The sequence below is a fragment of the Methylobacterium sp. FF17 genome, assembly GCF_025813715.1.
Classification (GTDB): domain Bacteria; phylum Pseudomonadota; class Alphaproteobacteria; order Rhizobiales; family Beijerinckiaceae; genus Methylobacterium; species Methylobacterium flocculans.
In genome coordinates, this window is record NZ_CP107532.1 from 1,706,236 (window position 1) to 1,730,158 (window position 23,923).

Here is a 23,923-nt window from a genome sequence, read left to right on the forward strand (position 1 = left end):
CCGGGCCGTTCAGGGCCGCCCGATCGGCGGGCGGCCACGACGCTCGACCACCACGGGCGGCCGGGTGCGGCGCTCGACGATGACCGTGCGCGGCGCCCGGCTCGGGCTCGCGGCGGTGAGGATGCGCTCCGGCATCCGCTCCGTCGCCGGCTTGGCCTTGGCGGCGGCGACCACGTGCTCGCGCACGGCGTCGAGGGGCAGGCCGATCAGGCCGGCGGCGATCTCGACCTGCTGCTCGAGGTCGTCGGCGAGGTCCTGCGCGGCGGCGACCGCCTCGGGAATCGTCGGCGGCTCGCGGCGCACGCGGATCGGCGGCAGATCCTGGAAGGATTTCGAGGTCTTCTTCACGGCGCGACTCGCATTCGGCATCCCCTGACCATACCCGCGATACGGCCGTTTGTGCAGCGCACAAAGTCGCGGGCGACCCGTGCGCGCCGCGCATCGCGGCGCGGTCTCCGAAATCCCGTGGTCGGGCCGACCCCGGCCCGAGGAGCAGTCCCTCCTCCGAGAAGCGTTCCACCCCCGGATCCGCATCCTTCAGCGTCGAAATGCCGCGTCGTCCGAGAACCCCTGCCGGCGGTTGCGGTGCCCTCCGGCAGGGCCGATAATCCTCCCATGCCGATCGCTTCGTTCGACCTGTCAGACCCTCGCCTCGTCCCGGCCCGGCCCGAGATCGCCGATGCGCGCCTGCGCGGCCATGTCGAGGCGGACCGCTACGTGGCGGGCGAGCCGCGCGGCGTGGTGGTGCCCTCCGCGCCCTTACGGCGGACGCCGCGCTTCGATGCCGGCCTGGAGACGGAGGCGGTGCTGGGCGACACCGTGACGTTCTACGGCGCGGACGAAGGCTTCGCCTTCGTCCAGTTCCACCACGACGGCTATGTCGGCTACCTGCCGGAGGCGGCCCTCGGCCCCCCCACCGCCGCGACCCACCGGGTCACGGCCCTGCGCAGCTTCCTCTATCCCGGTCCGGACCTGAAGCAGCCGGTGGGCGGCCACCTGACGCTCGGCGCCTACCTCCGCGTGGCGGAGACGGTCGGCGACTATCACCGGCTGGCGACCGGCGGCTACGTCTTCGCCGGCCATTGCGCGCCGCTCGACAGGCACGAGCCGGACTACGCCGCCACGGCCGAGCGCCTCGCCGGCACGCCCTACCTCTGGGGCGGGCGCACCAGCCTCGGCCTCGACTGCTCCGGACTCGTCCAGCTCTGCCTCGCACAGGCCGGGATCCCGGCGCCCCGCGACGCCGACCAGCAGGAACGCGGGCTGGGAGACGCGCTGCCCCTCGACTTCGACGGTCTGCGACGCGGCGACTTCGTGTTCTGGCGCGGCCATGTCGGACTGATGCTCGACGCCACTCGGCTCATCCACGCCAACGGCCATCACATGGCGGTGGCGGTGGAACCGCTGGCCGCGGCGGTGGCCCGCATCCGGGAGAAGAGCTTCGGCCCGGTGACTGCGATCCGGCGGCTCTCGCAGGCCGTCGAAAACGTCGAACAGCCGTTCAGGACGGTGAGGTGACTGAGCGCTGGTGGGGGCACCGGACGTGCGTGCCCGATTTGCCCGAGTGGACTTTTTCAACACCTTGCGAATGGGTCAAATCCGAGGCCCTGCACGCGTTGCGAGAGTCCGGTTGCGAATCGCCCATGCTCTGAAAGGCAATTTCATCGAATCCCGAAAGCGGTCGGCCGTTTTGGTGCGCTGTTTGTTGGAAAACATCGGGAATCTCGCGCGGTGATCATTTAAGATTACTCAAATATTTAGGCAGCTATCGACGTCCGATACCTGTCCATGAAACCGGATGGAATCAAGAGCCGGATCAAATCCATTCATTTTTCATGCTGCCGGGCGCAACTGGCCTGTTTTTACTTCGCCAAAGCGGCTTTGAATTGGTCCGGCCTCCACAACGGCCACGCTTTTTCACTCCCTATTTCGGAGGCGATGCACTAGCGTGCCGGCCGGTTGCGGAATGCAGGCGACGGGGGTGCCGGCCTCAAAGGAGCGGATGCTCCGGCGAGTGCCACGGCCCCTGAGCCGCACCGGTTGATCCTGATCCCCATTGGGCGAGAACATCGATGATTGAGGCTCCTGTCCGCTCGCACCGCCGGTCGGCAGTGCTGAGGGTTCTCGCGGCGGCGATCGTCGTTTCCGGCCCCGCTCTGATCTGTACGATCTCGCGCGCCGCCGCACAGGGGTCGGGAACCACCGCATCCGAGTTCCGCGAGCCGGTGACGTTGGCGACCAAGGACGGCGTCCTGGAAGTCCGGCTCACGGCCCGCCAGGGACGCGTCAGCCTCGATACGGCGACAAAGCCGGTCGAGAACTTCCTGCTGTTCGACTACGAAATCATCCGCGGAACCGCCTCGAACGGCGTGCGCGACGGCAAGGGACTGTTTCCGGCGCCGACCCTGCAGGTGTATCCTGGCGAGCGGTTAATCGTCCATCTCGACAATGCGCTGAGCGGCCTCACGATTGCAGACTATTTCAGTCCGCAATACACGTCGAAAGGTGGCAATGTCCCGCTCTACCCAATCCAGCTGAAGGACTCACCGCTGAACCTTCACGTTCACGGTGTGCATATCTCGCCGAAGGGTAATTCTGACAACGTCATGCTCTACATCCCGGCAGGGATGTCGAACACCTACACGTACGATGTGCCTCGGGACATGCCGCAGGGTGCCTACTGGTACCATAGCCACCTGCACAGCCTGACTGCGCCGCATGCCTATATGGGCCTCGCGGGCCTGCTCGCGATCGGACGGACCGACGGCAATCTGCCGGCTGTGACGCGCGAACGGCTTCCGATCCGCAACATGCTGCTGCAATACAATTTCGTCTTCGACCGAAAGGGTGCCGCGCCGCAGCTCAACAACGCCAACTGGCCGCAATACGTCAGCACCATCGTGCCGCCCAAGGGCGACGAACTGGCGAGGGGCACCTATCGCCCGCTTCTCGCGCCCGTGAATTTCGCCTCCTCGCCGGCAGGCACGAAATTTCCCACCGGCTGGTATTCCGGGCCCCTATCGATCCGCAACGATCGCGGTCTTCTGCAGACGATCCCGAGCAACCTGCAGCGCTTCACCGCCAGCGATGGGCGGTCCGCCCTCGACCTGCCGGCGAATCCCGCCCTGCCGGACGCCGAGCGCGACGTACAGTTCACGGTCAACGGCCAATTCCAGCCGGTGATCCGAAGCAAGGCTGGCCAGACCGAGATCTGGGTTCTCGCGAATGTCAGCGATTTTGCCTACATCAACGTGCAGTTGACCGAGACGGCGACCGGGCGGCATCCACGGATCGCGATCGTCGGTCAGGACGGCAACCCGGCCGGAGAGGTGCATTATCCGCCGACCGAGGACGGCACGCGGCTGCTGATCCCGCCGGCGAGCCGCTTTGCCATCGCGGTGACGATGCCCGCCGAGGGCGACCTCGTGCTGGAAATGCCCCCGCGCGGCGGCGGCGGCAAGACCATCACCCAGCCCGGCATCCTCTACACCAGCAATGGCACCCCGAACCCGACGGCCGTACTCGGCAGCGTGAGCGTGCAGCCTTCGGCAGTGAGCTATGTCGACGGCTTTTTCGCCTTCCCGACCCAGAAGCTGGCGACCGCCGTCTCGGCAGGGTCCGGCGGGACCACCGTCGCCTTCCCCGGCGGTGAGAAGCTCGGCGCCTACACCTCGTTCGTGGACCTCACCGACGCCAAGCCCGACGTGACGCGCAAGATCCTGATCTCCGGTGGTTTCCTCAACGACAAGGCGACGACCAGCGACCCCAAGGCGTTCGTCTACGCCTTCGATGCCGCGGCCTTTCCCAACATGCCGCTGCTCCAGCCCCGGCTCGGCTCGGTGGAGGAATGGCGCTTCATCAATCACAACAACGACGAGCACCCGATCCACGTCCACGTGAATGATTTCCAGGTGATCGACTATTACGACCCGACCACGGGCCTGCGCACCGGACCCGACCGGTTCGGCGTCGACAACGCCAACGCGCCGGCGCCGACGATGCAGATCGACGAGAGCGTGATCGAGCCGGGGCTCCTCACCATCCGCACCCGATTCGATACCTATGACGGCCTGTTCGTCATGCATTGCCACCGCCTCAACCACGAGGACAATGGCCTGATGGCGCTGATCAACGTCATCCCGGCCATCTCCAGCTACGCACTCGTCGTACCCGGAGCTCCGGGCAGGGCGACGCAGGTGCGCGTCCTCGACGGTGCCGATCACCGCCTCATCGCCACGCTCACCCCGTTCCCCGGCTACGAGGGAAGCCTGAGCGTCGCCATGGGCGATGTCGACGGAAACGGCGTGCTCGACCTCGTGGTGGGGTCGGGTCAGGGCCTGGCTCCGGAAGTGATCGTGTTCTCGGGCGTAGCGGGCCCCGGCAAGACCGCCTTCGCGACGGAACTGGCGCGCTTTCCGGTCTTCGAGCCCGCCGCACGGGGTGGCATCAGCGTGGCGGCGACGCAGATCGACGGCACCACCGCCGACAACATCGTGGTCGGCTCCGGCCCCGGTGCGCAGAGCGCCGTACGCGTTTACGGCACGGCGCTGCCTGCGCCGGGGACCGCCCCGAAACTGTTCGCGAGCTTCAGTCCCTATCCGGGCGAGACCACGGGCGTCAGCCTTGCAACCGGCTTCGTGGATTTCTCCACGGGTCGCAACAGCATCGTCACCGCGCCCGGCGCCGGCACGCAGACAGACGTCAAAGTGTTCGCCTTCCCGCTCCTCAAGCCGATCGCCGGAGCCAAACCGACAGCCGGAGACAAGTCGGCGGACCATGCCGGCCTGCACGGCACCCGCATCGACACGCCGGTGAACACCGCGCGGTTCAGCCCCTTCGGACCCGCCTACACGGGCGGTGTGTCGCTCGCGACCGGGTGGCTCGCCGGCGCGCTCGGCGGCGCGAAGCGTATCGTCGTCGGTCAACTCGCCGGCGAGGGGATCGTCAAAGTGTTCTCGAGTGGCTCGGCGCTGGACGGAGGGCCGGACATGTACCTTCATAGCCCGACCGAACACGGCCACGGCGCCCATTTCCGCGAGATTGCCAGCCTGAACCCGTTCGGTCAGGGGGGCAGCGTTCACGTGGCGACCACGAGCACGACGATGGGTGCGAATCTGCTGGTGGGTGGCGCTGCCGGTCCGGGGACCGATGCGCGTGTCCTCGCGTTCGATTTTGCCCGCTCCCGCAGCGATGCATCCCGGCTGGAGGCGCGCGCGCTGGGAGAGGCGGCACACCTTGCCGGGGCACCTGTTGCCGTCCTCGGTGGAGACTGACGGGCCGGTCCGTGCCTGTTCAGGGTGTCGACGGACCGGCGTCGTCGGCGTCAGGTTCGGCCATGACGCGCCGTGACCTGACGCGTCGGTCAGCGGACACCGCGCCTCGATGAGCCCCACGCATCGAGGCGCATCACCCGGCAGGCCTCGTATCGGCCCGGTCATTCTCGTGGCGAACAGGGCCTGCTCGTGGCGAACAGGGCCTGCTCGCAGCGGACAGGGCCCGTCACATGCTTGAGCGCGAGCGGAGGAGTCGTGCCGGTCACGACTCGAGCGTCTGCGGCTTACGGTTCAGGGCTCGGAAGTAGACCGGCGCCCATCCACCCTCGGCAGACATCACCGGGAGGCAAACCTGGACAACGCGGAGGGTCGCGCGATCGGGTTGGAGCCCGCTACCCCTTCAGCCGCATCTTGATGCGGTAGACCAGCCCGTCGCGGACGTCGCGGTAGGCGTCGAGGCGCTGCTCGCGGGTGCCGTCCTGGATGTGGGTGGGGTCCGGCGTCGGCCAGTACTCCACGTCGACCGCGTTGGTGCGGGTCAGTTCCAGGGCGGCGTGGTGGGCTTCGGGCGCCAGGGTGATGATGAGGTCGAAATTCAGCCCCTCCCACTCTTCCAGCTGGGCGAGGGTGCGCGGCTTGTGGCGCGCCGCATCGATGCCGATCTCGTCCAGCGCCGCCACCATGAAGGGATCGGCGGGCTCGCCGGAGCGCACGCCGGCCGATTGCACGTAGATCGATCGGCCGAAGTAGTGGCGCGCGATCGCCTCCGCCGCGAGCGAACGCACGGCGTTGAAGTTGCACATGAACAGGGCCGATTGCACACGCGTCTTCTTCGGGCCGGTCGCGTCCGCCATCCGGTCTTCTCAGCCTCGCGCGTTAGAGAGAGGTCGCGCCTCAGGCCTTCCAGTGCAAGGCGAAGACCAGGGTGAAGAGGCGCCGCGCGGTGTCGTGGTCGAGGTCGACCTTGCCTTCGAGGCGCTGGCGCAGCAGCTCCGAGGCCTCGTTGTGGAGGCCGCGCCGGCCCATGTCGATCGCCTCGATCTGGGTCGGCGAGGCGGTGCGGATGGCGTTGTAATAGCTCTCGCAGATCATCTCGTAGTCGCGGATCACCCGCCGGAACGGGGTCAGCGACAGGAGGTGGGTCATCACCGGCTCGCCTTCCTCGCGCCGGATCACGAGGGCGAGCTTGCTCTCGACGAGGCCGAGGGTGAGGGCATAGGGGCCCTCGCGGCCCGGCACCGTGAAGCTGTTGTCCTCCAGGATGTCGAAGATCGCGATGGCGCGCTCGTGCTCCTGGTCGGGGTTGCCCCGCCCGATCGACTCCTCGTCGAGGGTCACCGCCGCGAGCCGGTGGGGCGACTTCGGTTCGCGGGACTTGAGGTCGCTGGATTTGGCCGTGCCGGACATCAGGCCCTCACAGGTTCAGGCGGATGGCCACCGAACGGGCATGGCCCTCGAGGCCCTCCGAGCGGCCGAGGGCGATGGCCGCGGGCCCGAGCGCCCGCAGGGCCGCCGGGTCGCAGCGCAGGATCGTGGTGCGCTTCATGAAGTCGAGGACGCCGAGCCCCGAGGAGAACCGCGCCGAGCGGGCGGTGGGCAGGACGTGGTTGGGCCCGCCGACGTAGTCGCCGATGGCCTCCGGCGTGTGCGCGCCGAGGAAGATCGCGCCGGCATTGCGCACCTTGGCCCCGAGGGCCTCGGCATCCGCCGTCTCGATCTCGAGGTGCTCGGGGGCGAGGCGGTCGACCAGGGGCACGGCCTCGTCGAAGTCCCGCACCACGATGATGGCGCCGTAATCGCGCCAGCTCGCCCGGGCGATCTCGGCGCGCGGCAGGGTGGCGAGGGCCCGCTCGACGGCCTCGGCCACGTCCCCGGCGAGGCGCTCGGAATCGGTGATCAGGATCGATTGGGCCGCCGCGTCGTGCTCCGCCTGGGCCAGGAGGTCGGCCGCCACCCAGTCGGGGTTGGCCTGCGCATCGGCGAGGATCAGCACCTCGGACGGGCCCGCGATCATGTCGATGCCGACCTGACCGAACACCCGGCGCTTGGCCGCCGCCACCCAGGCATTGCCCGGGCCGACGATCTTGGCCACGGGGGCGATCGTGTCCGTGCCGTAGGCGAGGGCCGCCACCGCCTGCGCGCCGCCGACCCGGTAGACCTCGTCGACGCCGGCGAGATGCGCGGCGGCGAGCACCAGGGGGTTCAGGGTGCCTTCGGGCATCGGCACCACCATGACGACGCGGGGCACCCCGGCGACGCGGGCGGGAATCGCGTTCATCAGCACCGAGGAGGGATAGCTCGCGGTGCCGCCGGGGACGTAGAGGCCCACCGATTCCAGCGCCGTCCAGCGCCAGCCGGCCGTGACCCCGAGGCTGTCCGTGGCCATGTGGTCGCCGGGAACCTGCGCGGCGTGGAACGCATCGATGCGCGCGGCCGCGAAGCGCAGGGCTTCCAGGGCGTCCGCCGGGCAGGCCGCGATGGCAGCCTCGATCTCGGCCGGGGTGACCCGGAGGGACGCCACGGTGAAGTCCTCGCCGAAGCGGTCGAAGCGGCGGGTGTAGTCGACGAGCGCCGCGTCGCCGCCCGAGACCACGCCCGCGATGATGCCGCGCACGGTCTCGTCCACATCCTCCGAGATCTCGCGCTTGACGCTGAGCAGGCGGGTGAAGGCGGCGGCGAAGTCGCCCTCGCGGGAATCCAGGCGGATCATCGGTCGTGTCCTTCGATCGCGGCGCGTCCGGCGGCGGCGGCCTCGTGGTCGGGCCGCCCCTCCACCTCCCAGACCGGACCGAGGTCCTTCAGCTGCACCTCGATGCATTCGAGCTCGAGCTGGATCGCGGGCCCCCCGGCGAAGACCAGGGTGGCGATGCCCGAGGGTGCCTCGGTGGGCGCGAAGGTGATGGCGAGGAGTTCGAGGGGCGCCTCGGACGCGGCCCCGGGCGTGATGCCGCGCGTGCGGACCTTCAGCACCCGCTCGAAATGCACCCCCGTGAGGCGGCGGCGCGGCGGCGCGTCGTCCTCGGCCGACCAGTCGAAGCGCCGTGCCACCAGGACGAAGCGGTGCTGGGCGCTGAGATAGGCGAGGTCGCCCGCCCGCAGGATGGCGTCCTGGAGATGCGCGGAGATCACGCCCAGGTCTTCGGTATCGAGGGCGGCGAGCTTGAGAAGCTCCATGGCGGGGTGTCGCGCTCCTGTCGGTCCCGAGCCTTCGCCGGCGAAGCGGGCTCGGCGGTTCGAGGCTTTTACCGAGCCGTAGGTAGCGAGGCGACCCGCCCACGGCAACCGGCGCCATCGCCGATGCGCGCGTGCCGGGGAGCTCCGCCATTGTTCCGGTTGCCGAACCTGCTAGGGACGCGTCGCTGCGCCGCCTGTCCCCGGGGCCGGCGGGACGGAGTTCGTAACGTGTCGGCCGCATCCCTCTCATCCCTCGGCGACGCCGCCGGCACGCTGGCGGCGCCCGGCGCGGTCATCGCGATTCCCGTGCGCAACGAGGCCGAACGCATCGAGGCCTGCCTGCGCGCCATCGACGCCCAGACCGGCCTCCCCGCCGGCAGCCTCGGCGTGGTGCTGTTCCTCAACAACTGCACCGATGCCACGGAGGCGATCGTCGCCGATCTCGTGCCCCGGATGTCGGTGCCGGTGCGCGTCAGCCATGTGGTCTATGCCGGCGCGCATGCGGGCTGGGCCCGGCGCGAGGCCATGGACCGGGCCGCCGACTGGCTGGGCGGGGCCGGCATGATCCTCTCCACCGATGCCGACAGCCGGGTGCCGCCGGACTGGGTCGCACGCAACCGGGCCGCCCTGGACCGGGGCGCCGACGCGGTCGCGGGCCGGATCGAACTCGATCCGGCGGAGCGGGCGCTGCTGCCGCCCTCCCTGCACTGGCGCGGGGAGCGGGAGGACACCTACAGCGACCTCCTCACCGAGTTCGAGGCGCGCATCGACCCCGATCCGCACGATCCCTGGCCCTGCCACCGCACCACCATCGGCGCGACCTTGAGCGTCAGCGTCGCGGCCTACCGGGCGGTGGGCGGCATGCCCGCCATCGCGCTCGGCGAGGACGGCGCCTTCGTGGCGCTGCTGCTCGCGCAGGGACTGCACGTCCGGCACGACCCTTCGATCCTCGTCACGGTCTCGGGGCGGCTCGTGGGCCGCGCGCCGGGCGGGGTCGCCGATACCATCCGGGCGCGCTGCGAGAAGCCCGACAGCCTGTGCGACGCCCGCCTCGAAGCGGTGCCCCGCGCGCTCTACCGCTACGCCTGGAGACGCCGCCTGCGCCGGCTGCACGCGGCGGGCCGGCTCGGCACGGAGACGGGCTGGGCACGGACCCTGGGGATCCCGCCGGACGAGGCCGCCCGCGTTGCCGCCCACCCGCTCGCCGGCCATGCGGTGGCGGCGGCCGAACGGGCCAGTCCGCGCCTCGTCCACCGACCCCTGGGCCCGCGCCAGCTCCCCGGCCAGATCCGCCTCGCCCGCCTCGTGCTCCCGCTGGTGCGCCTCGTCACCGGATGGCGCGATGGCCGTGTGCCGGGGGCATCGCGCCTCAGCCACCGTTCAGGCCCGGAGCTCTAGGAAGACCCAAGGCGCCCGTTGGCGGCACGAGGCCGGCCCGGGCCATTCGCGGGGGAGACGTCTATGAGGCACACGACCATCAAGACCACGATTCTGGCCCTCGCGACGGCGGCGACCCTCGGCACCGGGTTCGGCGCGTTCGAGGCCCGCGCCCAGTATTACGAGGACGATCGCCCCCGCCGCGTCGAGCGTCGCTACGAGGAGGATCGCTACGAGCGCCGCCGCTTCGACGAAGACCGCTACGACCGTCGTCCGCGCCGCTACGAGGAGCGCTTCGGCCGCCTCTGCCTGACCCAGCGCGGCAACTGCGTCACCGAGCCCCAGCCCTGGGGCTCGCAGTGCCGCTGCATGATCCCGGGTTTCGGCCCCAAGCGCGGCGAGATCCGCGGCTGAGCGCATCAGCGGCCTCGCCGTCCCGGATCGACGGGGGCGGGGCCCGGCTCAATCCGCGGTCTGGATCGACCAGGTGGCGTGCTCGATGCTCGGCATCCGTTCGAGGGCCGCGACCACGGCGTCGAGTTCGGCGGCCGCCACCGCCGTCGCCACCAGGGTCGCCACCACCTCGACGGTGTCCTCGCCGCGCTCCACCACCTCGATGCCGCCGACGGGGTATTTCGCCGCCTCCAGGCGCTCCACCAGAAGGTCGCGGGCGGGGCCGGCGGCGTCCGCCTGCACGGTGACCTGGACCTCGTAGGTCGCCTCGGTCTGGCTCTCGTCGATGGGCGCGCGGTTGATGGCGTTGACCAGGGGCCGCAGCAGGGTGTTGCCCGCGAGCACGGCCGCCGTGACGAAGGCCGCCTCCAGGGGGAAGTCGGCCCCCGCGAAGGCGCCGACGGCCGCCGAGCACCAGAGGGTCGCGGCGGTGTTGAGCCCGCGCACGTTCATCCCCTCCTTCATGATCACGCCGGCTCCGAGGAAGCCGACGCCCGAGATCACGTAGGCCACGGTGCTCACCGCCCCGCGCGAGGCTTCCAGCCGCATGCCGAGATCGACGAAGGCGGCCGCCCCCACCGCCACGAGGACGTTGGTGCGCAGGCCCGCCGTGCGCTGACGGTACTGGCGCTCGGCCCCGATCAGGGTGCCGAGGCCGAAGGCGACGATGAGGCTGACCGCCGAGTTGACGGCTTCGGGCACCGGCCCTGACAGGAAGGGGATCATCGCCCTGCCCTGACGGCGTCCCGTGACGGAACCATGACAGGGCGCGCCGGATCAGGCCTGCGGGTAATCCGCGATGCCGCCATGCGCCGCCGACCACTTCGCCGGCTCGTGCAGGAAGCTCTCGACCTCGGCCAGCACCTTCGGGTCGAAGTGGCCGCTCTCCTTGGCCACCGCCAGCACGTCCCACCAGGTGGTGAGGTAGTGCAGCTGGACCCCGAGGTCGGCCATGAGTTCACGGCTGTTGGGGAAGATGTCGTAGAAGAACATCACGAAGCAATGGTCCACCTGCGCACCCGCATCGCGCAGCGCCTTGCAGAACATCGCCTTGCTGCGCCCGTCGGTGGCCAGATCCTCCACCAGCAGGGTTCTCGCGCCCTCCACCACCTCGCCCTCGATCTGGGCGTTGCGGCCGAAGCCCTTGGCCTTCTTGCGCACGTACTGCATCGGCAGCATCAGCCGGTCGGAGATCCAGGCCGCGAAGGGGATGCCCGCCGTCTCGCCGCCGGCCACGTGGGTGATCGATTCGTAGCCGATGTCACGCACGATGGTGGCGGCGGCGAAGTCGTTGAGCGTCGAGCGCAGGCGCGGATACGAGATGATCTTGCGGCAGTCGATGTAGACCGGGCTCGCCCAGCCGGACGTGAAGGTGAACGGCGTGTCCTGGTAGAAGTGCACCGCCTTGATCTCGAGCAGCATCTTGGCCGCCTCGCGGGCGATCACGGCGCGGTCGATCGGCAGGAAGGAGGTCGTCATGCGCGGGTTCGCTCTCGTGCGGGCGGCGGGCGCGGGGTCTCCCGCCGGGAGACACCCCCGGGAGAACCCCGCATCCGTTTGAAAAGGCGGGCCGGTTCTCCTTCCCGCCAACCGCGCGAAGCGTCAACCCTGCGGTTCGCCCCGACCCCGGGACCGGATCACGCCGCCTTCACGTCGGCGAGGAAGCCGCCGACCTCGCGGGTCAGGCTCTCGGAATGGCGCGCCAGTTCCTGCGCGGCGCTGAGGACCTGGGAGGCCGCCGCCCCGGTCTGTCCGGCGCCCTCGCGCACCCCGGAGATGTTCGTGGTCACCTCCTCGGTGCCGCGCGCCGCCTCCTGGACATTGCGGGTGATCTCCTGGGTCGCGGCGCCCTGCTCCTCCATGGCGGCCGCGATCGAGGCGGCGTAGCTCGACATCTCGGCGATGATCCGGCCGATGGCCTCGATGTCGACGACGGCCTCCTGGGTCGCGGTACGGATCTCGGTGATGCGCTCGCCGATCTCGCTCGTCGCCTTGGTGGTCTGCCCGGCAAGTTCCTTGACCTCGGAGGCGACGACCGCGAAGCCGCGGCCCGCCTCGCCGGCGCGCGCCGCCTCGATGGTGGCGTTGAGCGCCAGCAGGTTGGTCTGCGCGGCGATGCTGGAGATCACCTCGACGAAGGCGCCGATCCGCTCCGTCGTCCCCGCCAGGCGCCGCACCGTCGCGTCGGTGCGATGGGCGTTCTCCACCGCCCGGTCGGCGATCTGCGCGGACTGGCTGACCTGGCTGACGATCTCCTGCACCGAGGCCGACATCTCCTCGCTGGCGGCGGCCACCGTCTGGACGTTGGCGGAGGTCTGCTCGGCGGCGCCGGCCACGATCACGGTCTGCTGGTTGGTCTGGGCCGCGACGCTGCTCATCGACTGGGCGGTGGCCTCCATCTCGGTGGCGGCCCCCGCCAGCCCCTGCGTCAGGGCCGAGACGTTGGATTCGAAGGCCTTCGTCAGGGCGTCGAGGCGCTGGGCCCGGCGCATCTTGGCCTCGTCCTCCACCGCCTGGGCGGCGGCGAGGCGGCGGGCCTCGACGGCGTTGTCCTTGAAGACCTGGAGCGAGCGGGCGAGCTGGCCGACCTCGTCCCGCCGCCCGGTCCCCGCCACCGCCACCGTGAGGTCGCCGTCCGCGAGCCGTCCCATGGCCGCCGTCATCCCGGCCAGCGGACGGGTGACGCCGTAGAGGACGATGAGGGTGAGCAGGCCGATCGCGCAGGTGAGGCCGATGCCGGCGGTGACGATCAGGGTGCGGGTGGCGCCCTCGGCGATGTCGGTCGCGTTCCGCTTGGCGGATTCCAGGTCGCGGAGGTTGGCGGCGACCCGGGCGGCCACGCCCTGGGTCAGCTTGATCCGGGCAGGACGGACCTCCTGCTTCGAGATGCGCCCGGCCGTGTCGTTCTCGTTGCGCAGGGCGTGGCTGATCGAGCGCTCGGCGGCGGTGAAGAACGCCTGCAGGTCCGCGCGGATGTCCGTGAGGATGGCCCGACGCTCCGGCGTATCGGCCAGGGCGAGAAGGCGCTCGACGGCTTCGGAGGCAGATGTCCGGTTCGACTGATAGTGTGCGGACTCGGTCTTCATCAGCGCCTCATCGGTCTCGATGATGGCGTTCTTCTCGGCGATCACCGCCTCGTCGATGGCCAGTGCCAGTTTCTGAGCCAGGAAGAGCCGTGCGGCGCGGACCTCGATGATCTCGGTGGTGTTCTGCTCCAGGGTGGCGAGGCTGGACCGCGCCATCGCGACGAGCCCCACCGCCACGAGGATGAGGATCAGGCTTGGAATCGCGAGCTTGCCCAGCAGCTTGAGATTGTTGAACGCACGCATCGCAGCTCCCCGTGGATCACCCCGGGGCGGGACCCTGATCGGCCTCTCGGGCACCCGGCGGTTCGCTCACGGTTCTGTGATAATTCGTTGAAACAAGAGTTAAGACGGCTGCGATTCATCGCATTTGATGCATTTTGGACAGTCCGGCGTTGCCACGCCGCAAAGTTCGGACCGCCTTCGGTCACATTTCGTACCAACGCGTTCGTCCGAACCTTCGCGATCCTGGACCCGGTCGTCACCAAGGCGAGCGGATCATCGACCGTATTCGCCGGATACTTGGTCCGGCCGCCGAGGGCGCGCGACTCAAGCAAGGAAGCGTTGCAGCGCCACCAGGGTCTCGGACGGATTCTCCTCGGCGAGGAAGTGGCCGGACTTGATCTCGGCGGCGACGGCCTCCGGCGCGAAGGTGCGCTGCCAGGCGGCGAGCGGCATCTCGGCGCTGCGGTCGAGGTAGCCGTCGCCCGTGAGGATCAGGGTCGGGCAGGTCAGTCTGCGCCCGGCGGCCAGATCCGCGAGGTCGGCCTCGCGGTCGCGGGTGGCGCCGGCCCGGTAATCCTCGCAGAAGGCCTGGATGCGCTCGGGCACGCCCCAGGCCTGCCGGTAGAGGTGCAGGGCGGGCGGCGCGAAGGCCTTGAGGGATTTGTCCCCGCTCCAGTCGCGCAGGAGGCCTTCGAAATAGGCGTCCGCATCCCGGCCGATGGCCCGTTCCGGCCCGGGCGCGGCCTCGGCCAGGAAGTGCCAGTGCGAGGGTTTGCGCGGGGCCGCCTCGATCCGCTCCCACTGGACGAGGGTCGGCAGGATATCCAGCAGCGCCAGCCGGGCGATCCGGCCCGGCTCGTCGAGGGCGAGGCGGTAGCTGATCCGGGCGCCCCGGTCGTGCCCGACCAGGGCGAAGTGCACGTGGCCGAGCGCCTCCATCACCGCCACCGCCTCGGCCGCCAGCGTCCGCTTGGCGTAGGCCTCGTGGCGCGGGTCGCCCTCGGGTGCCGCCGACCAGCCATAGCCCTTGAGGTCGAGGCAGACCACGCGGTGGCGCTCGGCCAGCGCCGGCGCGATCCGGTGCCAGCAGGCGTGGCTCTGCGGAAAGCCGTGCAGGAGCAGCACCGGCGTCCCCTCCTCCGGCCCGCCGATGCGCGCGAAGAAGCGCCCGGCCGGGATGTCGATCCAGCGGGCGGCGAAGTCGGGGAAGAGATCGGTGGTCACGGGCGCCTCCGGCAGGGGCCGGGGAAACGCGTGGGCCGGGCCGCCGGTTCGGAGGCCCGGCCGCACCACCGCCGTTTCCCCCGACCGGGCCGGTCCTGGTCCGGCCCGGCGCCCGCCCTCACCCTGCGGCTTCACGAAGCGAAGGCCGGGATTGACGCCCGGCCCACGCAGCGGGCACACCCAACCTCTGTGGATCGCTTAAGAATCCACTGCCAAGAATCCACTGCCAAAAATACACGGCGAGGAGACGTGCATGGACCGGCCCACCGTTCCTGCCTCAGAGACGGCCCGGGCGATCCGCCCGTGCATCGCGAGCCTGTCCGCAGTGAGCCCGTTTGCAGCGAGCTTCCCCGCATGAGCGGCGCAACCCTCGCCGAGCGTCCGGCGTCCGGCGCCCCGCCCGTGGACGCCGCCCTGCGGGCGCGCGTGCTCGCGTTGCGCGACGGCCTGCTGCACGGGCTCATCGGCGCCGACGCGATGGTGGAGCGCCTGCTGATCGGCCTGCTCACCGGTGGGCACCTCCTCATCGAGGGCGCGCCGGGGCTCGCCAAGACCCGCGCGGTCAAGCGTCTCTCGGACGGGCTCGACGGCAGCTTCGCGCGCATCCAGTGCACCCCCGACCTGATGCCGGCGGACCTCACCGGCACCACGGTGTGGCGCCAGGATGCGGGCGATTTCGAATTCCTGCCCGGCCCCCTGTTCCACTCTCTCATCCTCGTGGACGAGGTGAACCGCGCGCCGCCGAAGGTGCAGTCCGCCCTCCTCGAGGCGATGGCGGAGGGGCAGATCACCGTGTCGGGCCACACCCACGCCCTGCCCGACCCCTTCATGGTGGTGGCGACCCAGAACCCGATCGAGCACGCGGGCACCTTCCCCCTGCCCGAGGCGCAGCTCGACCGCTTCCTCCTCCACGTCCTGGTGGAGATGCCGGACGAGGCCGCCGAGCGCCGCATCCTCGACCTCGTCGAGGGCGAGCTGAACCACCACGCCGAGGCGATGCCGGTGCGGCTCTCCGTGGCGGAGGTCCGCGCCGCCCGCGAGGCCGCCCTCAACGTCTACGTCTCGCCCGCCCTCAAGGACTATCTCGTGCGTCTGGTGGCCGGCACCCGCACCGACGCCGCCGCCCCGGACCTGCGCGCGGCCATCGAGCATCCGGCCTCGCCGCGCGGCACCCTGGCGCTGATGCTCGCCGGCAAGGCGCGGGCCTACCTGCGCGGCCGCGACCACGTCGTCCCCGAGGACGTGGCGGACCTCGCCGCCGACGCGCTGGCCCATCGCATCGGCCTGACCTGGCGCGCCGCCGCCGAAGGCCAGACCGCGCGCGGCGTCATCCGGGGCCTCGTGCAGCGGGTGCGGGCGCTCTGAGCGCGACCATGGCCCCGGCATCCGCGCCCGTTCCGGCCGGCGACCCGCTGCTGGCCCCCGGCATCCACCTGTCCGGCGAGGCGCTGATGGGCCTGCGCCACCTCGCCCGGCGTGGGTTCGGCCCGGCGACGCGGACGCTGGCGGGCCTGCCCGGCGGGATCGTGACCCGGCGGCGCGGGCGCGGCTCGGAGCCCGACGACGTGCGCCTCTGGTCCGAGGGCGACGACCGCCGGCACATCGACCGCAACGCCACCGCCCGCACCGGCATCCTGCACGTGCGCACCCACCACGACGAGCGCGACCGTGCCGTGGTGCTCCTCGTGGACCTGCGGCCCTCGATGCTGTTCGGCACGCGGCGCGCCCTGCGCTCCGTGGCGGCGGCGGAAGCCCTGGTGCTGCTCGGCTGGCGCATCGTCGGCGACGGCGGCCGCATCGGCCTCGTGGCCGCGGGCGCCGGCGAGCCCGTCGTGGTGCGCCCCGCCAACGGCGAGCGGGCGATGACGGCGGTGACGGGCGCCCTGGCGCTGGCGCATGCCCGCGCCCTGGCGGAGGCCGCGACCGGGGACCCGCCCCTCGCCCCCGCCCTGACCCTCGCCCAGAGCCTGCTGCCCTCGGGCGGGCACCTCGTCATCGGCAGCGCCCTCGACGCGCCCGGCGAGGACTTCGACCCCCTTCTCACGATCATGGCCGAGCGCCTCTCGATCCGCCTCGTCCTCGTCAGCGACGCCTTCGAGCGCGACCGCCCCCCGGGCTTCTACCCCTTCGCGACGCCGGACGGGCGGCGCGGCACCGTGCAGGCGCGCCGGGGCGATTCGCCCCCTCCGAGCGCAGACGCCCGCCTCGTGGACTACGCCCGCCGGGGCATCGAGGGCCTGCGCCTCGACGTGGAGGCGGGCCCGGAGGCCTACGCCCCCCTGATGGAGCGCCTCGATGCGGTGCTCTGACGGACCCGGCCTCGGGGGCGCCCGGTGAACCCCGACCTTCCCCCCAGCCTCGACCAGCTGCGCGGCCTGCATCTGCCCGCCGAGGCGGGCGGCACGCAGGGCGCGGTGATGCTCGCCATCGCCCTCGGGTTCACGGCGGCCCTGGCGCTGGGCCTGCTGCGCCATCTCGCCACCCGCCGCCGCGCCTCGGTCCGACGCGCGGCCCTGGCCGAACTCGCCGCCGCCGGTGCCCTGCCTCCGGAGCAGCGCCGCGTGGCACAGGCCCGGCTCCTGCGCCGGCTGGCCCGCACCCTCCAGGGCGACGCGGTGGCGGATCGGCAGGGCGCGGCGTGGGGCGTGGCCCTCGACCGGCTCTTCGCCACGAGCTTCTTCACGACCGGCCCGGGCCGGACCTTCACGGAGGGGCTCTACCAGCGGGGGACGCCCGATCCCGGCCCGGTCGATGCCGAGCTCGCCCGGCTGTTCGCGCGGATCGGGGCCTGATCCATGCTGAACGGGATGCTGCCGAACTGGCTCTCCGCCCTCGCGTCGGCCTTCGATCTGGCAAGCCCCGCCGCGCTGGTGCTCCTGCCCCTGCCGCTCCTCGCCGCGCGGTTGATGCCACCCGAGCGCGCCGGGGCGAGTGGCGCCCTGCGCGTGCCCACCTCCCTGGTGGCGCGGGCCACGCGCGGCGACGGCGTGGCGGCGCGGGGGCGCGGACGCGCGCTCCTGGTCTGGACCCTGTGGGCGGCGCTGGTGGCCGCGCTCTCCGGCCCCCGCCTCGTCCTGCCCGCGACCGCGTTGCCGGCGTCGGGCCGCGAGATCATGCTGGTGATGGACCTGTCCGGCTCGATGGAGCGGCGCGACTTCGCCCTCGACGGCCAGACCGTGACCCGGCTCGCCGCCGTGAAGCGGGTCGGCACCGACTTCATCCGGCGCCGGGCCGGGGACCGCATCGGCCTCGTCATCTTCGCCAACGAATCCTACGTCGCCGCGAGCCCGAGCTTCGACACCGCCACCGTCGCCCGCGCCCTGGACGAGGCCAATATCGGTCTGGTCGGACGCTCCACCGGCATCGGCGACGGCCTCGGCCTCGCCCTCAAGCGCCTGAACCCGGCCGGGATCGCGGCGGAGGGCGCGGCGCCCGCCAGCGCCAAGGTGGTGATCCTGATGACGGACGGCGCCAACAATGCCGGCCAGACCACGCCCCGCGACGTGGCCGGCCTCGCCAAGGAGCTGGGGGTCCGCGTCCACACCATCGCGCTCGGCCCCCGCGACCTCTCCAACGCCGAGGGCGAGCAGGACGTCGTCGACACCGAGACCCTGCGCGAGATCGCCGACCTGACCGGCGGCCGGATGTTTCGCGTGAAAACCACCGACGACCTCGTCGCCATGGCAAACGCCATCGACGCGATCGAGGGCGGACGCGCCCAGGCGCCGCCGGTGCCTCTGCGAAAAGACCTCTGGCCCTGGCCCGCCACCCTCGCCTTCCTGGCGGCCATCGGGCTCCTCGCGGCGAGGCGTCAGGCATGAGCCTCCTCGACACCCTGGCGGTGCTGCGGCCCTGGTGGCTCGCAGCGATTCCCCTGGTCGCGATCCTCGCCCTGCGGGCCGCCTGGCGCTCGGCGCCGCTCGGCGACTGGACGAAGGCCGTGGATCCCGCCCTGATGGCATTGCTCGCACGACGCGGCGCCGTGCTCGGCGGACGCCGGCAGGCGAACCTCGCCGCGGCGCTCGCCGCCGGTCTCGTCGCCCTGGCGCTGACCGGACCGGCGGTGGAGCGCCCGGACGCCGCCACCTTCCGCAACCTCGACGCCACCGTGGTGGTGATCGACCTGTCGCGTTCCGTCGCCGAGGGCGGCCACCTCAAGGACGTGCGCCAGATCGCGCAAGGGGTCGCGGAGGCCGCCGGCACCCGCAGCGTCGCCGTGGTGGTCTATGCCGGCGACGCCTACCTCGCCGCCCCGCCCACCACCGACCGGGACACCCTCGCCTCCACCCTGTTCGCACTCGACGGCGACACCGTGCCCGACCGGGGCACGCACCCGGAACGCGGCCTCGCCCTCGCCCGGCGCACCCTGGCCGAGGCGGGGGTGATCGCGGGCGACGTGGTCCTCGTCACCGACGGCGACGGCATCGGCGAGGCGGCCTCGCGCGAAGCCGACGCGATCCGGGCGAAGGGCTGGCACCTGCACGGACTCTTCGTGCCCGCCGGTCCCGGCCTGCCGGCGGGCTCGCCGAAGCCCGACCCGGGCGCCCTCGAACGCCTGACCGAGGCGGGCGCCGGCCGCTTCGCCCGCCTCGACGGCCCCGCCCCGGTGCTCGACGCGGTGGGCGCCAGCACGGCGCAGCACCTCGCGGCCGGCGGCTACACCGTGCTCGCCTTCGCCGATCTCGGGCGCTGGCTCGTGCTGCTGGCCCTGCTGCCGGCCCTCGTCCTGTTCCGCAGGAGCGCCTGATGGCCGTCCGCGCCCTCGCCGCCCGCCTGCCTCCCCTCCCCCCGCACTGGACCCGCTGGGCCCGCCTGACCGCCCTCGGGCTCGCGGGCGTCGGCATCCTCGGCCTGACCGCGACGGCGCAGCCGCGCACCAGCCTCGGCCGCACCCTGATGGGCCTCGGCCTGCCCGCCGCCGCCGCCTTCGTGCTGGACGATCCCGCCTGGCGCGGGCCCGCGCTCTACCAGGCCGGGCGCTACGAGGAGGCCGCCGCCCTGTTCCGCAACGGCGGCCGGCGCAACGCCTACAACCTCGGCAACGCCCTCGCGAAATCCGGCGACCTGCAGGGGGCGCTGGACGCCTACGACGCCGCGCTCCAGTACAATCCGCGCGATGCCGACGCGCAGGCCAACCGCTCGCTGATCGCCCGCCTCGTCGACGAGGGCGCCGGCGATCCGGGCAAGGGCGGGGGGGTGGCCAACGCCACCGCGACGGTGGGCGCGCGCTACAACAAGACCTCGAACCAGGATCCGAACGACGACACCCAGGCCACCTCCAGCGGCGAGGGGCTCGCCGGCAACAAGGAGGGGGGGACCACCTCCTCGACCCCCGGCAACAGCAAGGTCGCCCGGCGCGGCAAGGCCGAGCAGGTCTCGGTGGATTCCGGCAAGGGCGAGGCCCGGGGCTCGGCCAGCGACGCGGCGGGGCGCGGGCGCACCGGCGCCGGCTCGGCAATGGTGGCCGCGGCCCCCGAGCGCGAGGTGCGCCGGGTCACGAAGAGCTTCGAGGCCCACGAGATCCGCCCCGACCGCCTCTGGCTCCAGACCCTGCCGGACGATCCCGGGCGCTATCTGAAGCTGCGTCTCAAGGCGGAGCAGGCGGCGCGGGTGGAGGCCGGCACCGCCGTGCCGGGGGGGAGCAACCCATGGTGAGCGTTCCACCGTTCGGCGTCTCCGCCCTGCGTTTCGTCGGCAGGCTTCACTCGAGTCGGAAGAATCCGGCCGCCCGTCACAGGGGACGTGTCGGCGCCTGGTGCCTCGCCCTCATCCTCTTCGCGCCCCTCCCCGCCCGCGCCGAGATCGGCCCCGGCGACCTCACCCTCACGGTGACCCCGGAGCGCAACGGCAATGCCGACCCGTTCTCGCGGGAGATGGTGCTGCTGCGCATCCGCGGGGTCTATCGCCAGGCGATCCTGCTGGAGGAGGTGATCCAGCCCTCGCTCGCCAATTTCAGCTGGACGCAGCTCGGCCGCGACGCCTGGTCGAAGACCCGCCTGCCCGACGGTCAGGTCGCCATCGCCTTCGACCGGGTGGTGGCGATCTTCCCGCACCATCCGGGCGACTTCACCATCGACCCCTTCATCCACCGCCTCACGGTGAACGAGGGCGGCAAGCGCGTGGTGGTCGACGTGCCCTCGGCGCCCGTCACGCTCCCCGTGGCGACCTGGACCAAGCCGGTGGGCGGCCCCGACGCCAAGGATCCGTGGTGGCTGCCGGCCAAGGACGTCACGATCACGGATTCCTGGAGTCCCGACCCGGAAACGGTGAAGATCGGCGAGACCACCCGGCGCATCGTCACCCTGGAGGCGCAGGGCATGGTCGCCGAGGGATTGCCGCCCCGCCCCGTGATGCGCACGCGCGGCATCCTCACCTTCGCCGGGCCCGTCACCCGCGAGACCCTGATCACGCCCTCGGGACCGATCGCGCGGGCCACCTACCAGTGGGACGTGCGCCCGGCCATCGAGGAGGTCATCCCCCTCGATGCGATCAGCATCCCGTGGTTCGACACGGTCTCGCGGACCCTGCGGGAGGCCGAGATCCCCGCCCGCCAGATCGGCGGCGGCCTTCCCGACCGGGCCGACGAGGCGGGGCCGGCCCTGGCGGCCTCGCCCCTCCTCGTCGCCTGCGCCGCCCTCGTCGCCTTCGGCCTCGGCCTGGTGCTCCTCGGTTTCGGCCCGGGCGCCGCGCCGCGCCGGCGCCTCGATGCCCGCGCCCGCAGGGCCCTGCGCCGGGCCGCCGCCGCCCGCGACCGGCGGGCGTTCCGGGCCGCGCTGGCGCCCGCCCTCCAGGGAGAGCCGGAGCTGGCGGCCGCCTGGCGCGAACGTCCCGAGATCGCTGCCGGCCTCGAGGCCCTGGAGCGCGGGCTCTACGCGCCGGAGCCGTCGGGCGCGGACGTCGACCTGACCGCCCTCGCGGCCAGGCTGTCGCGGCCGGTTCCGGTCCCGCGCGCGGCGGCCGGGCCGGGCCGCCTCGCGCCCCTCGACGGCCCGTCCGCCGCGCGCTGACCGCCGCTATTCCCGGCGCAGGACGCGGTCGACGAGGAGGTCGAAGCCGCGCCGCCGCGTCATCGACGCTTCGAGGGCGGCGGGATCGTAGCGCTCCCGCACCCATGCCTCGAAGCCGATGGGGTTCTGCGCGGCGTCATCGAGATAGGCCGCGAAGAAGCGCCCCAGGATACCCGTCTTGGCCTGCCGGACATGGCCGTAGCGCAGGGAGAGCTGGCGCATCGCCCGGGCGGGCGGCACCCCTTCCTGGAAGATGAGGTACAGGGCCGCCGCCAGCCCCGCCCGGTCGGCGCCGGACTTGCAGTGGATCAGGGCGGGATACGGGATCGTCTCGAAGATCGCCTTCAGGGCGAGGATCGCCTCGCGCTCCGGTGCCGCGCGGGAGCGCAGGGTGATGTCCCGGAAATCGAGGCCGAGCGCCTGGCAGCGCTCGCGCTCGAGGGACCAGGATCCGTATTCCGGTTGCCCGCGCAGCCACACGACGCTCCGGATCCCGGCGCGGGCGAACCGGTCGATCTGGTGCGGGGCGGGCTGCGCCGAGCGCCACAGCCGCCCGGTGCCGACCCGGTGCCGGTTGAGGTAGACGAGGCGGAACAGGCCGTGATCGGCCACCAGCATGTTGACCCAGGCCAGCACGCGCTCGGTCCGGTTCGCGATCGGGCGATCCCAGCGGGCGATCCGCGCCAGGCGCTGCTCGTTGCGGCGGACGTAGTCCCGGCCCCGCTTGAACCTCAACGCGTCCGTTCCTTGGGGAAGTAGAGGATCGCGAGGCGATAGGTTCGCAGCATGGCGATGGTGATGGCTACGATGAAACCGTACACCCCGCCCGTGACGTGCATCTTCATGATGTAGTACTTGAAGAAGACCAGCATCGGCTCGAAGCCGATTCGAACCAGCGTCAGGGGAGATTTTTTCTTCACCTCTCCGGTCTGCAGCTTGTAGTAAGCGATGTTCTTCTCCACCAGATGCGCGATCGAGCGGATCGACTGGTGGAAGATCGGGGCCCGGATATGCCCCTTGTGCGCGCTCGGGACCTTGACCTCGTCGAAGACGGCACTGTCGGGAAACCGGCAGCGGGTCCGGTCGTAGAGGCGCACGTAGCTGTGGTAATCGGCAAACGGCCTCGGCCGGTCGTCACCGGGATAGACCTGGGTGATCCGGAACTCGTAGCCGTGGATCGCGTCCGGGATCGGCGCCCGCAACAGGGCGAACAGTTCCGCCCGGGTGGCCTCCGTCAGCCACTCGTCCGCGTCGAGGTTCAGGATCCAGTCGTGGCTGGCCTGCGACTCGGCGAAACGCTTCTGCTGGCCGTAGCCTTCCCAGTCACGGTGGAAGCAGGTCGCCCCGAAATCCCGGCAGATCCGCAGGGTCTCGTCCGTGCTCCCCGAGTCGATCACGATGATCTCGGAGACGAGGCCCCGGACGCTCTCGAGACAGCGCAGGATGCGGTCCGCCTCGTTCTTCGTGATGATCGTGCACGAGAGGGCGGTTCTTAAGGCCGGATCAGGCGTCACCTGGGAAATCCCGTGGCTGGTCCGGGGCTTCGTAGCGGCGGGACCGGCGTTTCACAACTCGCGCGCCTGCGTGGAGGCCGTCCACCCGACCGTGCAGGCCCCGACCCTCGGTAGAGGTCCGTGAGACCGCGCCTTAACCGTCCCTTTACCATGATCGGCCACGGCTCGGGACGGAGGGTCCGACGATGCGGCGAGGGATGAAGGCGGGGCCGGGGCTGGCGGCCTTGACGCTGCTCGCGGGTCTGGTGCCCGCCGGCGCGGCCGATTTCGCGGAGCCGTTCGCGCCCGGCGGCGCGCGCGGGCAGGGCCCAGGCCCGATGCCGCGCTACTTTCCGCGGGCGGAAGGGGACGATTCCAGCGGGAGCCGCGCGGTCCCGTTGCGGCGCCAGGCGCTCCGCTGCCGGGCGCGGCGGGTTCCGATCCCCACCGACGCCCCCGACGATCCGAGCTATGTCGGGTCCGCCTACGGCCTCGGCAAGCCGAGCTACTACGGCTTCACGCCGCCGCTCGGGGTGGACGATCCCTACGGACGGCCCCTGCTGCCCTATTGTCCCTGACGGCTGGCGCCGCCGCACGCGGGGGATTAGGTCTGG

General features: G+C 71.7%; 23 protein-coding genes. 12 read left to right on the forward strand and 11 right to left on the reverse strand.

All coding sequences use genetic code 11. The features are described 5' to 3' along the window. Positions 1-9: 9 nt before the first annotated feature. Entirely contained in the window at positions 10-348 is a 339-nt protein-coding gene (locus OF380_RS07875; RefSeq protein ID WP_264050219.1) for a hypothetical protein, read from the reverse strand. Between the two features lie 267 nt (positions 349-615). Between OF380_RS07875 and OF380_RS07880 the strand changes: the two genes are divergently transcribed. Together OF380_RS07880 and OF380_RS07885 are read left to right on the forward strand one after the other, a co-directional pair. Further along, the gene (locus OF380_RS07880; protein ID WP_264050220.1) at positions 616-1,518 is read left to right on the forward strand and encodes a C40 family peptidase; all 903 of its coding nucleotides are present in this window, start codon (positions 616-618) and stop codon (positions 1,516-1,518) included. 554 nt (positions 1,519-2,072) lie between these two features. Beyond that, entirely contained in the window at positions 2,073-5,273 is a 3,201-nt protein-coding gene (locus OF380_RS07885; protein ID WP_264050221.1) for a multicopper oxidase domain-containing protein, read from the forward strand. Positions 5,274-5,665: 392 nt separating this feature from the next. Here the strand turns inward: OF380_RS07885 and OF380_RS07890 are convergent, their stop codons facing one another. Genes OF380_RS07890 through OF380_RS07905 form a run of 4 tightly spaced genes read right to left on the reverse strand, consistent with a single transcriptional unit; the run spans position 5,666 to position 8,447 of the window. Then, positions 5,666-6,127, reverse strand: coding sequence for an arsenate-mycothiol transferase ArsC (locus OF380_RS07890; protein ID WP_264050222.1), 462 nt, complete (start codon positions 6,125-6,127; stop codon positions 5,666-5,668). A gap of 40 nt (positions 6,128-6,167) precedes the next feature. Beyond that, the gene (locus OF380_RS07895) at positions 6,168-6,680 is read right to left on the reverse strand and encodes a UPF0262 family protein (RefSeq protein WP_264050223.1); all 513 of its coding nucleotides are present in this window, start codon (positions 6,678-6,680) and stop codon (positions 6,168-6,170) included. A 7-nt stretch (positions 6,681-6,687) separates the two neighbouring features. Beyond that, positions 6,688-7,983: a histidinol dehydrogenase gene (hisD, locus tag OF380_RS07900; protein WP_264050224.1), complete on the reverse strand. Its 1,296-nt coding sequence runs from the start codon at positions 7,981-7,983 to the stop codon at positions 6,688-6,690. Further along, complete coding sequence (locus tag OF380_RS07905; protein WP_264050225.1) at positions 7,980-8,447, reverse strand: DUF2948 family protein; 468 nt, start codon at positions 8,445-8,447, stop codon at positions 7,980-7,982. Before OF380_RS07905 ends, hisD begins: the two co-directional genes overlap by 4 nt. 273 nt (positions 8,448-8,720) lie before the next feature. Here OF380_RS07905 and OF380_RS07910 point away from each other — a divergent pair, with 273 nt between their 5' ends. Then, positions 8,721-9,845 carry a glycosyltransferase gene (locus OF380_RS07910; protein WP_264051235.1) on the forward strand — a complete coding sequence of 375 codons (1,125 nt, stop codon included), beginning with the start codon at positions 8,721-8,723 and terminating at the stop codon, positions 9,843-9,845. A 63-nt stretch (positions 9,846-9,908) separates the two neighbouring features. Beyond that, positions 9,909-10,238 (forward strand): hypothetical protein, encoded by a 330-nt coding sequence (locus OF380_RS07915; protein WP_264050226.1) that lies wholly within the window; start codon positions 9,909-9,911, stop codon positions 10,236-10,238. Positions 10,239-10,286: 48 nt separating this feature from the next. On the opposite strand, the gene OF380_RS07920 is transcribed toward OF380_RS07915, so the two are convergent. The 4 genes from OF380_RS07920 to OF380_RS07935 form a co-directional block, all read right to left on the reverse strand. Beyond that, on the reverse strand, positions 10,287-11,003 hold the full coding sequence (locus tag OF380_RS07920) for an MgtC/SapB family protein (RefSeq protein ID WP_264050227.1): 717 nt from the start codon (positions 11,001-11,003) through the stop codon (positions 10,287-10,289). Positions 11,004-11,054: 51 nt separating this feature from the next. Beyond that, complete coding sequence (locus tag OF380_RS07925) at positions 11,055-11,756, reverse strand: orotate phosphoribosyltransferase (RefSeq protein ID WP_264050228.1); 702 nt, start codon at positions 11,754-11,756, stop codon at positions 11,055-11,057. Between the two features lie 158 nt (positions 11,757-11,914). Next, positions 11,915-13,606: a methyl-accepting chemotaxis protein gene (locus OF380_RS07930; RefSeq protein ID WP_264050229.1), complete on the reverse strand. Its 1,692-nt coding sequence runs from the start codon at positions 13,604-13,606 to the stop codon at positions 11,915-11,917. Positions 13,607-13,909: 303 nt separating this feature from the next. Beyond that, complete coding sequence (locus tag OF380_RS07935; RefSeq protein ID WP_264050230.1) at positions 13,910-14,809, reverse strand: alpha/beta fold hydrolase; 900 nt, start codon at positions 14,807-14,809, stop codon at positions 13,910-13,912. Between the two features lie 354 nt (positions 14,810-15,163). Between OF380_RS07935 and OF380_RS07940 the strand changes: the two genes are divergently transcribed. From OF380_RS07940 to OF380_RS07970, 7 genes are read left to right on the forward strand one after another with little or no spacing between them, the layout of a single operon-like run. Further along, complete coding sequence (locus OF380_RS07940) at positions 15,164-16,174, forward strand: AAA family ATPase (protein ID WP_264050231.1); 1,011 nt, start codon at positions 15,164-15,166, stop codon at positions 16,172-16,174. Further along, positions 16,171-17,118, forward strand: coding sequence for a DUF58 domain-containing protein (locus OF380_RS07945; protein WP_264051236.1), 948 nt, complete (start codon positions 16,171-16,173; stop codon positions 17,116-17,118). Before OF380_RS07940 ends, OF380_RS07945 begins: the two co-directional genes overlap by 4 nt. Positions 17,119-17,142: 24 nt before the next feature. Next, positions 17,143-17,601, forward strand: coding sequence for a DUF4381 family protein (locus tag OF380_RS07950; RefSeq protein WP_264050232.1), 459 nt, complete (start codon positions 17,143-17,145; stop codon positions 17,599-17,601). Positions 17,602-17,604: 3 nt separating this feature from the next. Then, positions 17,605-18,630, forward strand: coding sequence for a VWA domain-containing protein (locus OF380_RS07955; protein WP_404810553.1), 1,026 nt, complete (start codon positions 17,605-17,607; stop codon positions 18,628-18,630). Further along, positions 18,627-19,556: a vWA domain-containing protein gene (locus tag OF380_RS07960; RefSeq protein ID WP_264050233.1), complete on the forward strand. Its 930-nt coding sequence runs from the start codon at positions 18,627-18,629 to the stop codon at positions 19,554-19,556. The genes OF380_RS07955 and OF380_RS07960 overlap by 4 nt, the downstream gene beginning before the upstream one ends. After that, complete coding sequence (locus OF380_RS07965) at positions 19,556-20,464, forward strand: tetratricopeptide repeat protein (RefSeq protein WP_264050234.1); 909 nt, start codon at positions 19,556-19,558, stop codon at positions 20,462-20,464. The genes OF380_RS07960 and OF380_RS07965 overlap by 1 nt, the downstream gene beginning before the upstream one ends. After that, positions 20,458-21,816: a hypothetical protein gene (locus tag OF380_RS07970; RefSeq protein WP_264050235.1), complete on the forward strand. Its 1,359-nt coding sequence runs from the start codon at positions 20,458-20,460 to the stop codon at positions 21,814-21,816. Before OF380_RS07965 ends, OF380_RS07970 begins: the two co-directional genes overlap by 7 nt. Before the next feature lie 6 nt (positions 21,817-21,822). Here the strand turns inward: OF380_RS07970 and OF380_RS07975 are convergent, their stop codons facing one another. Both OF380_RS07975 and OF380_RS07980 read right to left on the reverse strand, forming a co-directional pair. Then, the gene (locus tag OF380_RS07975) at positions 21,823-22,551 is read right to left on the reverse strand and encodes a tyrosine-protein phosphatase (RefSeq protein ID WP_264050236.1); all 729 of its coding nucleotides are present in this window, start codon (positions 22,549-22,551) and stop codon (positions 21,823-21,825) included. After that, entirely contained in the window at positions 22,548-23,330 is a 783-nt protein-coding gene (locus tag OF380_RS07980; RefSeq protein ID WP_264050237.1) for a glycosyltransferase family 2 protein, read from the reverse strand. Before OF380_RS07980 ends, OF380_RS07975 begins: the two co-directional genes overlap by 4 nt. Positions 23,331-23,515: 185 nt before the next feature. On the opposite strand from OF380_RS07980, the gene OF380_RS07985 reads away from it, so the two are divergent. Further along, positions 23,516-23,887, forward strand: a complete 372-nt coding sequence (locus OF380_RS07985) for a hypothetical protein (RefSeq protein WP_264050238.1) — start codon at positions 23,516-23,518, stop codon at positions 23,885-23,887. Positions 23,888-23,923: the final 36 nt, after the last annotated feature.